Source organism: Microvirga calopogonii (genome assembly GCF_003347665.1).
Taxonomy (GTDB): Bacteria; Pseudomonadota; Alphaproteobacteria; order Rhizobiales; family Beijerinckiaceae; genus Microvirga; species Microvirga calopogonii.
The window spans coordinates 1-15,826 of sequence record NZ_QDGA01000105.1; the positions used below are offsets into that span (position 1 = coordinate 1).

The following is a 15,826-nucleotide window of genomic DNA, read 5'->3' on the forward strand; positions in this document are numbered from 1 at the left end:
CCCCCTCAAACCCAGAACGCCAATCCCTGCCTCAAGGGCTCCAACCCATTCGCCAGCAGTATCAAAATCGGAGCAAGTCCATCGTCGGGATTACGCGTTCCTATGCGCGCCACCCAAGGGCCTGCCGGAGCTCCATTAACGGCGCAAAACTCACAAGGGCTTTCGCACCTATGACCAGCAGGCGACCTAAGTCTGCGCACCCATCGTGGAAGTAGCACCAAGCTTCTGCTTGCCTCCGACCAAGCGCTGGAGAGCTGTCAAACCGATCCCGGAGGCAAAGTCTGGGCCGTGCTTGAAGGTCTCAGGCGCCAGGGCAAGTGCGGCCAGAGCCATCGCAATGGCCGGACCGACACCCGCGACGCCGCTCAGCCGCCGCACCATCTCATCCTCTGTAGCTTGCTCCGGGATGTCATGGCCAAAGCCTGCAATCTGCTCATCCAGGTGATCAATGATCCCGACCAGTACCTGATGAACCGGTGTGGTGGTCTCAGGATTGGGCCGGTCCGGATCAGCGACAGCGCGCACGAGTTGAGGATCACGCGTCGGGCCTTTGGCTACGACGCGCCAAAGTTCCGCCAGATATACCTCAGCGAATGATCACCTGAGCACTGCCTGACTGGCACATCCTAGGCTCGAAACATGGGAGCTTCAGCATGGGCCCGGCCGCTCTTACGAGCCACAGACCGCATTGTCGGGCGCATCGTGCGGCCAACAGTGAAGTGAAGATTGCCTTCATCATGGCGTTAAAGCCAAGAGATCTCTTAACGCATCAAAAGCCTTCGGACCATTAAGATCCTACGTGAAGACCTCACCGACTTCCGCAGTATTGGACCCCAGCAACCCAGAGATAGTCGCGCGCACATCGACGATTCGGCCCCGAACCTGCCTGACAATGCGCCATTATTTTGCCGGATGCTCAATGCAAGCCCAGGTGAACTCAATCAGGTATGCGCAAGGATTAACGGGCGCTGCCGACCCTCTATGACTTGCCCGTCAAGCGCTGGAACGGTTTTCGGACGGCGCGCCTCACCAAAAGCGAGCTCGCGACACGCCGGCGTCAGGCCGGGCGAACCAAGCGTTCACTGTCTCCGACGACGGCTCGCCTACTGGTGCTCAAGCTAGTGACAGCGGTCGCGAAAAGCCCGCGGCGGCTGATGCGCAAGAGCCAGTTGCCGAAGATCACTGCCAGTGTCAGGTGAAAGGATGGCATTGATGTCCCTACAAGGCCAGCAAATAGCGTCACCTGCGCGGCCCGATCGACAAAACTGCGCTATAGCTCAGAAGCCGTGCGGGACGCTTCCTGCAACAGCACCTCTCGTATCCAAAGGCTTGCCGGATCGCAGTTGTGGAGGGCAGGCCACTGAACGGCCTCGGTGAACCCAGTACGCGGCAGTGGAAGTTCGACGAACCGCAAGGGCATTGTCTTTGCGAGATGCTTAACCATACGAAACGGCATGGTCGCTATACGATCGGAGCCAGACAGCACGGGCGGAACCATACTAAACGCCTGCACTGTAACCTCGACCCGTCTCTTCAGACCGTGCTCAAGCAGAAACCAGTCCTCGACGGTCGGCTTTTGCGTCCGCCCGAACCTGACCGCAACGTGCCCCATCGACATGTACCTCTCGAACGTCAAAGGCTGCGATAACTGCATGTTCGCGCCGCAGCCAACACACACAAGCGTCTCATCAAAAAGCGCCGCTTTAGGATGTGTGTTCGACATGAACATTTCCGGAAGGATTAGAAAGTCGATTTCGCCGCGCCTGAGAGGCTCAGCAGGGTCATCATCCGGGGGCAACAGCTCAAATCTGACGGCAGGAGCCTCGCGAGCGACACGCTCGACGACCTTACTTAAAAATATGAGCGTCATGAAATCGGAAAGGATGATCCTAAAGCGGCGGTCCGATTGAGCCGGGTTGAACCGGTCCGAGGCAATAATGGAGAGTTGGATGTGCAGTAGAGCCTCACGTACAGCGGGAGCGAGGCCTTCCGCGCGCGGCGTTAAAACAAGCTTGCGACCCATCATCGTGAATAGCTCATCGCGAAAATAGGCGCGCAACCGGCCGATGGCCGCACTCATAGCTGGCTGGCTCAGGTTGATGCTGCGCGCGGCCGCCGTGAGGTTGCGCTCAGTCATCAGAGCGTCGAAAGCCACGAGAAGATTAAGATCAAGTCCCTTAAAACGCATCGTGTGCAGTAACCCGTAGCATGGATATTCCCATCGAAACGATCAACTTTACTAATCACGGTAGAACCAGCGGGGTGATCGGTCTGCGCCGGATGCGCTTGTCCATCCAATGCTCCGGGAACATGGACTTATCCTTGCCGGCCTGACTTCATGGCGGATCACGACACCAGCTACAACTAATCTGGTGTCCACCGTTCCGGAGAGTGCGGAGGCCCAATTTGCACTTGTAGAGGCGGCCGATTGGGTATCGATCTTGCGACGTCATAATTAGGCCACCTCGAGAGAGGGGTAGCCGCCATCGAAAAGGATTGCGAAGGTAAATCCCGTGCGCCGCGTGAGAGCGACGTAGACAGGGTCAGACGCCGGCCACTGTTCGCTAGAGCAAGCCACGACGATCACCGCTTGGGCCGCCCTTGCGACTCTGTCCGCGGCAAACACCTCGTACCATGCAGCACGATTGGGTTCGCTCTGGATCATGGGAGTTCCCCTCCCCGGCTGTCTTGAGTTCGGCCCTGTGCTGGAGGCTTCTCTGACCGCACAGCGATAAAGAAGACGGATGAGAGCGATCATGACGCGGCGCTTTCCGGCGCTGCGGCAACACTCTGACGTCCGGAATGGCCCTCAATGGCGACAAGGCGGTCTCGAACAGTCTTCGCCCAGTCCCAGTCCGGACAGAGTTCCACGCTTCTGCTCGCAGCATCGACTGCCAACTCAAGCCTTTTCTCCATCTCCCAGAGGCGAGCGCGCAGCAGATACGCCTCGGCTCTTTGCCGGGGCTCAAGAGCGATCTCGAGAAGACGGCTCGTTGCGGCGAGGCCCTGATCAGGTCTTGTCCCTGTCTTGATACGCAGGTTGGCCAACTTCAGGAGCGGCCAAGCCCAGTCCGGTTTCGCTTCAGCAGCGCACTGAAAGGCTCCTGCGGCTTCCTCAATATGGCCACGTGCCTCGTGGCATCGCCCGAGAAGTTGCCAAATGGTGCACGAATGCGGATCGCGCTCGACACACTCCATGAGCACATCACAGCAGAGATCATGTCTCCGCTGCCTAAACAAGACCTGTGCCAACTGGTACTTCCACCAGTCGATACTCGGATCGAGTTCGATGGCGTGGCGGAGTTGTGCCTCGGCGAGAGCCAAGTCATTGCGCCGAATAAACGTCAAGGCAAGCTGGTGCCGAAATCGTGGGTTCTGAGGCTGCGCTGCAACCGCACGCGCCGCGCAGTCACTCGCCTCCTCGAGGCGCTCGGACATTCTCGAAAGCGCTACCGACGCCATATAGTTCGCTTCGGGATTATCCGAATGCCGCCGTAGTACCGAAACGAGAGCCGGATCGAGCTCGCAGCCAGCATGAACTTGCAGCATCGCTTCATATACCGAACGCATCGGAACGATGGCGGGGTCGGCTCGAGCAACATCTATCCTCAGCTTCGCGAGATCGCGAGCCGACAGCAGGTTCAGCTTAGAGCGGACCACCGACGTATAAGTGAAGTATCGCGAATCGACCGGCGGTTCGACGAGAAACCGCTCGACAACTTGGGTGAGAACAACATCCGGCTTATATGCCTCGATGATTTCACGATCGAATACATTCCCGTATATGTAGACAAGTATACTGAATGACTCCTTCAGGAAGGGCAACAGGTTGCCGCCGAACGAGTCACCAAACATCACGCAGCGCGGGAGCATCGCATTAGTATTGTTGAAGATCCTCATCCGGCCACGGTTTGGAACTCGATTGTCGAAGACCAAGTGTCCTGATGCATCTTTGATGCGTGCCGCCAGCGTCGGGGCCGACGCGGGAGGATCGAGCTTCGCGCCAAGATCACCCACGTAGGAAACTGGTTCGAATGTCACTCGCGACGGATCGATCATGCGCAAATGGACGCCGGCCTCTGACAATTGATCACAGGTAGCGAGATAGCCAATATAGGCACCGAGCCCGCTCCAGTGTGTATCAGTTTTCGGATAAGCAAACCCGAGCGGCTTTACCCTTTTGATCGCCTCAAGCGGGTAACAAATTTCAGGCCCTTGGCCTCGGCGTAGCGCCGAGATAATCTGCCTAACAGCTCGGTGCTCGGACACCTCGACTCCGTCCGGCAACTTTTCAGCATAGACGAGTTCCTTGTTCGGAGCAACAAGCATGATATGCTGTGCTCCGACGGACGCGGCATACTCCTCCCGTTCGTGAATAAGCCGGCACCAAGTCTCGATCCCCCGCTCGTCGAGCGCATACCGGCCGGAGATCTGGTCGATAACCCGATTTGAGTCGCGATCAAGGAAGATCCAGTCGTCCTTGCCTAACAGGAACTTCCTGCTCGTGTCCACACGACGCGTCGAAATGAGTTCATCAGTCATGTAACCTCAACTGCTCGCTAGCCAACTTTTTCGAATACCCGGACTCTTCGAATGGATGTCTCTGAGCCTTCAACATGCCCGTCGGACTTGCCAGCAAAGGACGCAACAGCATTGCTGAACAGGACCATAGCTGGAGTGTGCGCGAACGTGTTCGCCACTGAATAAATTGGAACTTCGTCGAAGAAGAAGCGGAACTCCTGCTCCGTCCACAACATGCTATAGCAATGAAAGTCTTCAGAGAGTTTCGCGTCCGGTCGAGACGTGGCGGACCAGGTGACGCGACGTGGGCGCCAGGATCGCGCGGCGACTTGGATGAGGTTAGGATATTTCGCCTCGGCAATATCAAGCTCGAACCGCGCGTCGCCTTCAGTCGCATGGTCAGAGGTCAGCCAAAACGCATTATTGACGCCTGTCTCGTTCGCGATACGCATCTCACATTCGAAATAGCCAAAGCACTGACGGAAGGACCGCGACTGAACAAAGCCTCCTGTGTAGGGCCGTTGCTCGTCATTGCCGTGACCGAGCTTGAGATGGAGCCCGCCGTCCGATACCGCGACGTTCTCTGGCAAACGCACTGTCTGGTGATCACCACCGCGATCGGTTACGCGTACCCAGTACCGGTCAAAGTGAGCGGCATTTGCGAAGTCGTCGAGGAACGAAAGCCGCCAACGGCCGCCGAACTCCCCCAGTGGGGCAGGCTGCGACGAACCTTGCGCAAAAGCGGATCTGCACCGGTTGAGGGACCCGCCCAAGACCGTGCCACAGGTCACCGTCTGTAAGAAAGACCGACGGCTCAACGCGTCGGGATCCTTCATGGACGTCCCTCCGGTCCGGCCGAACTCTTTGCCGCAGCGCCGTCCGCCCCCAAGCCGTTCGAACTGCGCAGCTTGACTTCCAGGTTCCAGGCCCGACTGCGCAACAGTTCAATCTCAGAGGTCATCGAGTCGATCTCACTTCGGAACCAGCCGATGAGGTCACCGGTGCTATGGTCAATTTCGATCGAATTAGGTACCGAGAGTGGATTGTCTGCTGGTGCGATCAGTGGCTGCGCAAGCACATGGCTGAGTCGGTTCTCCGTTAGAAACCGATAATACTCGGCATAGTTCAGCGGGTAGACGTGCTGAAACTTCGAAAAGTCCGCCTTTTCCAAGAGGGCCTCTAGGTCGACGGGCATGTAGTCCTCGACCTCGATAGAAGGCACCGCAAATAACGAAGCAAGCTCGCGGATCCGGGAATCGTAGGTAAAAAAAACCGACGGAATTCCTTGGTGCAGGGCTATGACATTGCCATGCAGGCGAAAACCCATCATGAAATCCACATGGCTAGCCGCATCATTCGCCCACTGATCGACGTCAAAAAACGCTACCATGCGCTCGCTGAGCAGCCTCTCTGCTTCGGAATGCCCGACGAGATTGAACTTGGACAGGATCGAGCGAACATGATCCTGCTTCTGCTTACCGGACGAATAGATTGCGAGCGTTTCCTCGCGCTCTCCCTGCGAGTAGAGGCGGCTCGACGCACGCTTAGCGACCTCGCCGATCAATGCTCGTTGAATACGGTTCGTCTTGGTCGCGTTCGTCGCGTAGTCGGCGGAGAGATACTTATTGAGTGTTAGTCCCACCCGTGCGTTCGTTGGATCGATGGGCTTGATATCAATTGACGGAAGCAGTGATCGGTAGAAGCTCGGACAGCCGATAACACGGACGTTTTTTATGCCGAGGTCATTGAACACTTCGGCGCTGTAGAAGCCGCGAACGCCGATAGTCTCGCATTTATCGGCTATAATCCTCCACGCCTCCGCTGTGACACGCGGAATTGCGAGTTTTTTATATACGGACGTCTGCGCGCCGACGCCTATGGGCACGATCGGCCCCGGCAGCTTTTTGAGAAGCGGGGCGACATGGCCAAGGTCGACGTTCTCAGCTAGGTAATTGGAGCCCCGGATTACTGTGGCATCGCAATGTTCCTGTGGCCACAACTTTACATTGGCCGCATGGGCAAACTGCAGGTTAGTAATCTGGTCATAATTCAACGCCTTGAGCATGGCGTCATAGACGAGCACGTCGCCAGTGTTGATTCCGCGGTTTTCGAAGGCGACGAGTGGATCTTCGATCTTCAGGTAAGCAGCCTTATTGCCAGGCTTTACGGCCGCGCCGCCATTCAGCACAAAGAGTCGTTTCATCGGACTACTCGCTATATATCTCGATTACAGTATGTGCGAACCCGTGCGCTGCCACTGCTAGCGTACTTCGCCGCCTGGCGCGCGCACAGGTCTCCGCGCCGCCGCGTCTGAAACTATGATCCGGTTTACTTCGGTCGACGGCACGCACCCGGAGGTATCGGACCCGTCGGTGTCTGAGAAGAAGTGGGACATACGGTCGGGGAACCAACCCGCAATTTGCCGCACGAGCGGCTCTACAGTTCGGCCCCAGACCAGCGTCGCATTGCGCTCGGCGGCCGTCTCGGCCATACGGCGGAGCTCGCACCGGTCGCGGACAAACCCCTCAATCGCAGCAATGAGCTCCAGTGCAACAGCGCTGTCATTAGTCGCGTCGATCAGAATACCATCGACGCGATGCTCGATGAGTTCTCCGACGGCGCCGACCGCGGTAGCGATTGGCACGCACCCTAGGCGCTGAGCTTCGAGGATGGTCAGCGGGGCGCCCTCCCATCGTGAGGGGAGCAAGATGACATCAGCCCAAGCGAAGGCCTTGTTGAGGTCTCGGGCCGCATAGACCGGAGGCTCTACTTGCACGCCAATTTGCTGGAAGCGGGTCTGCCAGGAGCCACATGCGTCCCTATCTATAACGTCGCTGCCGATGATGCGCCAGTCTGCTGGACCAGCCCGCAGCTGCAGGTCGCGTGCGGCCAAGAACAGACGCTCAATGCCCTTTTGACGATCTAAGCGGCCAAGAAAGAGAACGTTGAGACGGTCACGGTTCGGCCGCCGCCAACGCTCTTCGAGAACGAGATTCCGCTCGTTCTCGGGCAATGGGTAGCTGGGGGCGTTCTGAATGTGTATCAGCTTCGCATCCGGTATGCCCATGCTGTGCAACCACTCGGCCATGTCCCTCGAGCAAGTCAGGACGGCATCGTAGACGTGCTCAAAGGCCAGCGACAAATAGGGGTGACCTGCAGCACGTCCCAAGCTCGTTCTGTCGAGCACGTGAACGTAGTTGAGCACTTTCACGCCGCGGCGACGAAGCGTGCCAAGCGCGGCATTGACGGGTGCAACCTGATTGTTGATAACCACATCGAGGCCAGCGAGAAAGCCAAGGAGCTGTTCCGATTTGGCAGCCTCATCATGCCCCATCATGAGCTCGTGCCCCGAATAGGTGTGAGGGCCGCCCCAAAGCGGATAGTCGTCGGCAAAGAAATTGACGGTCTTGAAAACCCCATCGTTCTCGGGAATTCTGTTGTAAACCGGCTCTCCGAATATGAAGAGGTGGACCTCGCATCCGGCGGCCTCAAGCACTCGCGCCACTGCATAGGTGGCCCTCTCGACGCCGCCGAAGGCCGCTATGGGCAAGAGGAACCCGACCCTTACCGGATCTCCGGTGTTGGGCACTCGTGGCATTACAGGCATGGCTCCGACAGCAGAGCGAAGCAGTTCGAAATAATGAGCACGGCTTGGCAAATACTTGGAGCGCCAGGTCCAACGAACGCGCTGCTGACGGTTGTACCCAGAGTCGCGCAGAGCCCCAAGTGTCGCGAACACAGCAGTGGTAGGCGAGAGTGCCGAACCTTGCATTTCGGCCGGCGTGAAGGGTCCGCTGATAACAATCTCCGCGACCTTAGGAGAGGGCGAAGGACTACGCAACGAGCGAATCCAGTCTTCAGATTGATCGTCGACACAGTTCGAGAGGACGTCAAGCCCACACATCCACCCCACCGACTTGTCGAGTAGTTTCCCTACCTCCCCGGTTGTACGAACTTTTACATTGATGCTAGCGTTGTTGCTCTCGAAGCGGATCGCCACAAAGTGATGCTCCTGGCAGAGCCTTTCTGCTAGCCAAAGCAGATTATGGACGAGTCCGAGCCGCGTTACTGCATCGCGATGCTCCCCTGTCATCCAGAGCAGGAAAGGTGGCACGCCGAAGGTATCGGGTTCACTTTTTGCCGCCCAGAATTGCTTCACATAGCCCTCAAGGCTTAGGCTCTGACGGCCAATCGTTGGGTCCGTGAACAGATCCACCACGCTCGTGCCAACTCCCACTGCAGCGTAGCGCGGTGCCTCATCGTGCTCCCAGGCGAGCAATGTGTCCGCTCTGAAGAGACTCTCATGCTTCTGGCGAATGCACGCCAGAATGCCTTCACGAGTCCGATTTGAGTCTCTAAGCATGCTCTCGGCCCGCTGTCGATATTCGAAGCCGAAGTAGGGATAGTTTGCCCCCCTAAAGCCCCGTCCGATTGCTTGAAGCCAAAAGTCCCAGTCTTCGAAGCCCGACTTCATCGTCTCATCGAAGCGGATGCCGGTCTCGAGCAGACGGCGCGATACAAGGCTCCCAGCCTCACAAATATTGTCGAATGTGACATGAAGTAGTCGAGAGTAGTCGGTCATGTAGTTCCCGTTCCACTCAATCCCGAACTTGTCGATATTGGGATAGACCCAGTCGATCTGACCCTTCCTTCGCATATACCTAAGCGCTTCGCCGATCGCGGTCGGCGTGATCCTGTTGTCAGCGTCCAAGAAGTAAATTGCGTCGAGCCCAGCGAAGTGCCGTAACGCGAACTCAATACCATAGTTGCGAGCGGAACTTAGACCGCCGTTCAGCTTACGCAAATAGAAGACGTTCTGATGAGTGAGCGCGTAGCTTTGCCCGATGTGAGCTGTCTCGGGAAACGGGCAGCCATCGTCGACAATCACGGCGGCGATTTCGAACGGCGCTTGCTGCCGAACAACGGATTCGACGGCCTCGGCGAGAAGAGCGGAATGCTTGTAAACCGGGATGACGACGGCCACGGTCGGCGAAAAGGACGCATCAGTTTCCCCGATATCTCGCTTGAGTACCCTCACTGCTTCTGACATACCTGCGTTACCTGTCCACCAGAATGCTGAAGTCTCTAAACTTTGCCCAAGCGAAGCTGTTGACGCCGGGGGTCGTCATGCGAGTCGCGATGTAGATGCTCTGGGGGGACGCGACTTGCTCCGACACGAAGGCGCTTACCCTTACCGTATCCGTATTAGCGACACGGCTCCAGCCGGAAAAGGCTTCGCCAGCGCTTGGAGCGCGCTTCTCCTCGAGCAGCTCACGAGTCCTAGCGAGGTCATTGGCGACCACGATTGCGAAGTCTACATCGTTTGATTTCTCGTTGGAAATTGAGGCGCTCGCGGAAACACGCCGAGCCGCTGGAGGGCACACGGTCGGAAGCATACCGATTGTCATTCCGGTTTCCGGTGGATGACACGCGACCGCTCTCTCTTGTGGCAGAGCGAGAATAGCGGGGAACTCAAAGGAGATCTCATCGCAGTTGGCGTGACTCGCAAGATCCAGGGTTCCTGGAGAGAGCGACACCTCCCGGAAGCCGGGTGTAGAGCCCTGTTCCGAGTGTGCGGGGAAGTAGTTCGCCCATGTAGGGAGGGACACGCCCGGCAGCCCGCACCAGATCTGCAGGGCGATACTGTTCTTCACAAGCGGGCGTTCGGTGTCTGCATCACGGACCTGAAACATGTCGACTGGTTGAAGTCCGCCGAGCGATAGTAGAGGTGGCTCACCGTCCATGCCGGTGACTTGCAGACGGACTTCCAGGCTACGGGGGATGCCGCCTAGCGTGCGAGTCAGGCCAAGAAAATTCCATCCGACATCCAAGTTCGACAACGGGACGATCCAGCTATCAATCGTGCATCGATCCTCAAGGCTCACGAGATCGGCGCGCAGTTCGGCCTCCGGGTGAGGATCTAGACGCTCGAAATGGATAGCGATTGCACTGACTGCAGTGCTTGCAACGGGGAGAATCTGTGAGATCCCTTCGGGCGACGAATGGGCAAGCACGTTGGGCTGTGATGGATTGCTCAAAGGCTCGTTCGAGAATGCTAGGTCGAAGGGCTGCAATCCTTGTAGCTGCATATAACTCTCGACAGCAGCGAAATTGTCCTGAAGATCGGCGTTGAACATGCGCAGCTTCAGAAGCTCGCGGTTTGCCTCAACGGTCCGGTGAGCGCTCGTGACAAGTAGCTTTATGAGCTCTTCTACGAGGCGCGCCATCGCGCTTGACTGCTGACCCGCGTCCCACTCGATCAGGGCGGGCTGATGCTGTAATCCGCGGCGGCGTAGCCAGTCGAGCAACTGGCCTCGCTCACCTTCTGGAGCGCTTGGGTCGGCCAATATCGCGAGCGTGCAGGGCGGCGTATCCCGAACGTTGAACCTGTTGCCGTTGACGTCGACGAGAGTAGCCGCCTCGCCGTCTGTTCCTTGGAACCAGAAAACGTGGCCGGTGCTCAGAAGCGTCGAGGGTATCCTATCTCTGTGCACCTTTATGACGAAAAGCACCGGCCCTTTAAGCAGGCCGTCGGCCCGAGGAGACTGAGCGAACGGTGTCGTGGTGTTCGCAGTTAATGCCATCATCTGATCCTCATAGGCAGTAAACGTCTCGTAGCGATCTTCGATTCACTGAGAGGCGTCTTAGTTCTGCTCGTTGTGGCCGTGCCGCGATCCGTCCGAGGGCCGTGGCGGAGGACGCTGCGGGTTTATGCTGGCGTGCGATATTCCGCAGGAATTCGGTCGGTGGGCTGAGGGACAGGTCGGGTGCCGCCGCGACCGAATTAGTGGTTCCATTTCGGGTAAGGGGCGCCACGACCGAAGGCATGCAGCCTATCAGTTCGAGGCCGAAGGAGCGTTCGCCTAATGAGACATTAGCAAGCGAGCCTCGTAGGATCCGCACTATGTCGTGGGCGCCTGAGATCTGCTTGAGCTTCGCAACCGATCTGGGTGATGTGGCTGTCGATTGTCCATTCGGGCCTAGCGAGGCCCGTCGCTCCCAGCGCGTCGTTGTCACGAGAGGACAACTTTGCGGAGGCCCCCATCCCGCCGCCATCTGGCATGGCCGCAGCAGACCTCATGGTTCGCTCCAACGTTGCGTAATGTTTGCTCTTAGCAGCGGCTACCTTTGTGAGTTGATCTACCATTAATTTCCCTTCAATTGCGTGAGCTATAGTGCGACCGGCGCGCTGGTCGACCGAGTCGCGAGGACGGCGTTCTTGGCTTGGCCGGCTGAACTAGAGCACCTGCTTTTGAGACGTGACTTGTTACAATTCATTTTTCAGTATTGGTCCCACATCGCTTCAGGGTGCTTGCGAGACTTTCCCTTGTGGGCGGTGTGGCGCGGCACTCGTCATTCGACGGAATCAGTGGAGATGAGTGCGCGTTCGACCCTGCTGTCTGTGCAAGATCTCAAGAGAGTAGTACAATCGTTTCTGTCGATGGAACGCATCCACATCGTGGATGGCTGCGCTCGAGTCGGATTGAGAGCTGTGCAAATATCGACAGCACCTCTTTGCGAGCAGCTTCCTGCAAGCCGCAGTGTGGTCCGCGCCGTCGACCGCGCACCTGGAAGATGTGCTGGCCAGATCCAGGTCGACTGTTGTAATCGGCGTGGCGGAGGCCCCGTCCCGTCGAGGCGGTCTTCGGCTCGCTCCGTTCTTAACGTTTGTTTCCCCCTCGGCGGCAACACCCTCCGGCTCCAGCGGAAGGTGGTGCCGTCGATCAGCACGCGATGCAGAATGACCGCGTATTTCCCAGCCAGCAGCACGACCTCGAACCCGGCCTGCATTGGGCTGGTATTGAGCCACTGCAAGAGTGGCCCGTCCTCCAAGCCGGCGCGGGTAAGCGGCCGGTTCAGGCTGGCGTGAAAAGGCCGTCAGTGCCTCAGGCTCGCTGGCGACGTTCGCCTCGCGCGCATTCTGGCCGAAGCCATTGAGGATGCAGACGCGGCTCAGTTCCAACGACACATCAAGTCCGCCATAGTCGTCCATGGCTGTCCCTCATGATGATGGAGGCCGATCCGCTCGGACCTCGCTTCAACACCATCGCTCTGAGGAACAGCCTCTCCGCTCCGCTATTGATCCGGCTCGGGTTCTCTTGAAATCCGCTGTCGTCGCCCCAAGTCGGCGGGATGAAGCATATAGACATGCGCAAGCTGCCAGCAGCCGCGCAAGAGGAGCGCCGCCGGCAGGTCGTCGTCCTGCGCGAGAGCGGCCTGACCTATGAGGCCATTGCCGCCCAGGTGGGCCTGACCCGCACCGGCGTGTTCGATATCTGCCGCCGCTCTGCCGAGCAGGGCTTAGCCGGATTGGCCAGCGGACCACGCGGCCCGGCTCCTGGCACAGGACGGTTTCTCGAGGCCGATCAGGAAGCGCAGGTCCGCGCGCTGATCCGCCGGCACACGCCCGACGAACTCGGTCTGCCTGCGCCCTGTGGAGCCGGGCCGCGGTGCGGGAGCTCATCGAGCAGCACTGCGGGGTCCGGCTGGCGGTGCGCACGATGAGCACCTACCTGGCCCGCTGGGACTTCGCGGCCCAGAAGCCGCTCCGCCCCGCCTATGAGCAGTCGCCAAAAGCCGTACTGCGCTGGCTGCGGCAGGACTATCCGGTTATCATGGTGCAAGCCAGACGGCACAAGGGCACGATTGTCTGGGAGGATGAGACCGGCTTGCGCTCCGACGATGGGCGCGGCCGCAGCTTCGCCCCGCGCGGCCGGACGCCGGTGGTGCGCCCCAGCCACAAACGCGCGGAACTGCGCCTGATCTCGGCTGTGACCAACAAGGGCGAGCTGCGCTGGATGGTGCTCGAGGGCGCCGTCAAGGCTCCGAGCCTGATCCGCTTTCTCGGGCGGCTCATTCAGGAGGCCCGCGGCAAGGTGTTTCTGATCTGGGACAACCTGCCGGTCCATCGGGCCCAGGCGGTGCGGGACTGGTTGGCCGCGCGCACGGAGCAGATCGAGGTCTTCTCCCTGCCCTCTTACAGTCCGGAGTTGAACCCGAACGAGGGCCTGAACGCGGACCTGAAGCATGCCGTGACGCGGAAACCACCCGCCCGCAGCAAGCCCGCCCTCAAGCGCGTCATCATCAGCCACATGCGTCGGCTTGCCAAGTCGCCCAGCCGAATCCGCAGCTACTTTGGGCATCCGTCATTCCGCTATGCCGCGTAGTTCAAGCTCACCCAAGCCGGATCAGTAACTCGTAAGCGGCAGGCCCATTACGGCATCTAATGACTCCGGGATCCTTGCCGGCCAGCGGAGACGCGATTGATGGCATCGGTGGCATCGTGAGGGGGATCGAGAAAAGAGATTTGCCCTGATCATCCGACGAGAGGCATAAAGGCACCGTGGCATTCTTTGATCTAAGGAGAATTCGATGTCTGCAGGTATTGACATCTTTGGTCCTATCAACGGCCTTCCGTGGGAGGATATGACCGGGAGTGACGTCGCCGACGGCCGTTTCGCCATCGGTGGCCCTACTGCCCCCCCGATGACCCCATACCGACGATTGAGGGTACGCCCGGGAATGACTGGCCTTGCTTCGGAAAAATGGCGAGCACTCTTATAGCCAACGAGGATCTCCATGCCCCGCAAACGCTCAACCAAAGTGCTTCAGGATGAGGCGGTGCGACTTGACCTGACCACTGGCCGCGGCCGGCGTGAGGTCGCCGACAGCCTCAAAGTCCGCCTGTCGAGCCTACAGCACTGAATTGACCGCCGACGCGAGCGCTCTCAACGAGTCAGATCCGGACCTCGGTGAATCGCGCACCCAGAGGCGCCTGAACTATGCAATGCTTAGGTTTGCGCCGAGGACGCTCCTCAATCGTGCGATCAATCATCCGACCAAGAGGCCGTCGGGCTCATGCCGCGCAAACTTCCGTTGGCGCTTGCCCGCGTTTTTCTTCCTAAATTAGGAGAGGAATGATATAGACCCGGCGAGTTCGAAGGAGGTGTTAATGCCAGGCAACCGGCTACCATGCTATTCCGTCAAGGTGGAGATCCCGAGTGAGGTCGGCCGACCAGCAGCCACCTACTATCTGGTCCAGGCGGACTCTCAACCCGCAGCGATCAATGCGGTCAAGAAGGCCTTGTCCGGCCCCTGTGAAGCCGTTGAAGCTACGTTAAGCCTGGTTCGGCCAGAAACCGTAGAGGCGCTCGGTCTACACCCTGGCATGCCACGCCGGATCTGAGATCACACCTGTGCACAGGACGTTCCGTACATAAGACCAATAGCCCGGTTCCGGATTCTTCGCGCGAGAATGCCGGCCTCACGTTGCTGATGGTGGGCCGCCTTGCTGGTCTCCGTGGAGGACGCACCTTCTGAGCGAGAGCGTCTTGCCATTAACGGGTGGTGGAGTGGCAACGAGAATTCCCGCTATCCCCGTTGGCACTTGAACCATCTGTTGGATGCCTGCGAAATCAGGATTGTGTCTCACTCGCGACTGGACTGTACACCAAAGGCCTCAGAGGCGTCGTTGCATCAGGCAAGTTGAGGCTTTGCCGTCGTGGGTAGCGCCTAACTCAGTAGTTGAAAGCACACGCTCCCTGCTCCTGATAAGGTCGGTAGCGAAGTAGTTTGCCCTCCACGCAGGAAATATGTTGCCATTCCAATTGCGACGGAACACAACGAGCTAGCTCGCCACCAGACGGAATTTTAATTTGAACACCACCTCAGGGCGTCGGCCGATCAGCTACTGAACTCAGCGAGGCCTGCTGTTTGCCAGAGCTGCCCGAACCAAGCGGGCATACGCACAAGGAATTCTAACTCAGAGGCTGGTGAGCAATTATCTTTCTTTTCGCGTGAGGCGACGCAGCAGGATGCGGCTCATCGCAGGATAGAGCAGCATCTCGCGGGTCTCGACGAGCCGCTCATAGTCCTTGGCCAGCCGCCGGTTGGTAGTCAGCCAACCGATGGTCCGCTCCACCACCCACCTTCGCGCGAGCACCTGAAAGCCACTCGGTCGCGTCGGCGGCTCTGCGTCAGCCCGCATCCAGGTGCCTTCACTCCACCAGTGTTGCGGAATCGACAGCTTCCATCCCAGCGCTCTGCACAACCAGTCCTTCAGCCCGCGATAAGCCGTGTCGGCCCACACGCGCTCAATGGCCGGAAACAGATGCTGCAGCCCCTCCAGCAGGAGTTCGGCGCCTGCGCGATCATGAATGTCGGCGGGCTGCATGCTGTTCTTCAGCAGATTGCCTTGCGTATCAACGAGCAGATGGCGCTTGCGGCCCTTCACCTTCTTGGCACCGTCGTACCCTCGTGGTCCACCCATCTCAGTGGTCTTGACCGACTGGCTGTCGATGATCGC

General features: G+C 58.7%; 9 protein-coding genes and 1 pseudogene. 2 read left to right on the plus strand and 8 right to left on the minus strand.

Features of this window, described 5'->3' with window-relative positions; genetic code table 11:
- Positions 1 to 186 precede the first annotated feature (186 nt).
- The 7 genes from DDF70_RS37130 to DDF70_RS30940 form a co-directional block, all read right to left on the minus strand.
- Positions 187 to 525, minus strand: a complete 339-nt coding sequence (locus DDF70_RS37130) for a transposase (RefSeq protein WP_162820798.1) — start codon at positions 523 to 525, stop codon at positions 187 to 189.
- Between the two features lie 745 nt (positions 526 to 1,270).
- The gene (locus DDF70_RS30910) at positions 1,271 to 2,188 is read right to left on the minus strand and encodes a LysR family transcriptional regulator (protein WP_114948494.1); all 918 of its coding nucleotides are present in this window, start codon (positions 2,186 to 2,188) and stop codon (positions 1,271 to 1,273) included.
- A gap of 566 nt (positions 2,189 to 2,754) precedes the next feature.
- Positions 2,755 to 4,542, minus strand: coding sequence for an alginate O-acetyltransferase AlgX-related protein (locus DDF70_RS30920; protein WP_114948496.1), 1,788 nt, complete (start codon positions 4,540 to 4,542; stop codon positions 2,755 to 2,757).
- Between the two features lie 17 nt (positions 4,543 to 4,559).
- Positions 4,560 to 5,357 (minus strand): glycoside hydrolase family 16 protein, encoded by a 798-nt coding sequence (locus DDF70_RS30925; protein WP_114948497.1) that lies wholly within the window; start codon positions 5,355 to 5,357, stop codon positions 4,560 to 4,562.
- On the minus strand, positions 5,354 to 6,724 hold the full coding sequence (locus tag DDF70_RS30930) for a polysaccharide pyruvyl transferase family protein (RefSeq protein ID WP_114948498.1): 1,371 nt from the start codon (positions 6,722 to 6,724) through the stop codon (positions 5,354 to 5,356). Before DDF70_RS30930 ends, DDF70_RS30925 begins: the two co-directional genes overlap by 4 nt.
- 57 nt (positions 6,725 to 6,781) lie before the next feature.
- On the minus strand, positions 6,782 to 9,571 hold the full coding sequence (locus DDF70_RS30935; protein ID WP_114948499.1) for a glycosyltransferase: 2,790 nt from the start codon (positions 9,569 to 9,571) through the stop codon (positions 6,782 to 6,784).
- A gap of 7 nt (positions 9,572 to 9,578) precedes the next feature.
- Positions 9,579 to 11,108 (minus strand): DUF6212 domain-containing protein, encoded by a 1,530-nt coding sequence (locus DDF70_RS30940; RefSeq protein ID WP_114948500.1) that lies wholly within the window; start codon positions 11,106 to 11,108, stop codon positions 9,579 to 9,581.
- A 1,546-nt stretch (positions 11,109 to 12,654) separates the two neighbouring features.
- Here DDF70_RS30940 and DDF70_RS30950 point away from each other — a divergent pair.
- A pseudogene (locus DDF70_RS30950) lies at positions 12,655 to 13,688 on the plus strand (IS630 family transposase).
- Positions 13,689 to 14,100: 412 nt separating this feature from the next.
- Positions 14,101 to 14,226, plus strand: a complete 126-nt coding sequence (locus DDF70_RS38890; protein ID WP_262266413.1) for a hypothetical protein — start codon at positions 14,101 to 14,103, stop codon at positions 14,224 to 14,226.
- Positions 14,227 to 15,301: 1,075 nt separating this feature from the next.
- On the opposite strand, the gene DDF70_RS30955 is transcribed toward DDF70_RS38890, so the two are convergent.
- A partial coding sequence (locus tag DDF70_RS30955; protein ID WP_162820799.1) for a transposase occupies positions 15,302 to 15,826 on the minus strand: 525 nt, incomplete at its 5' end.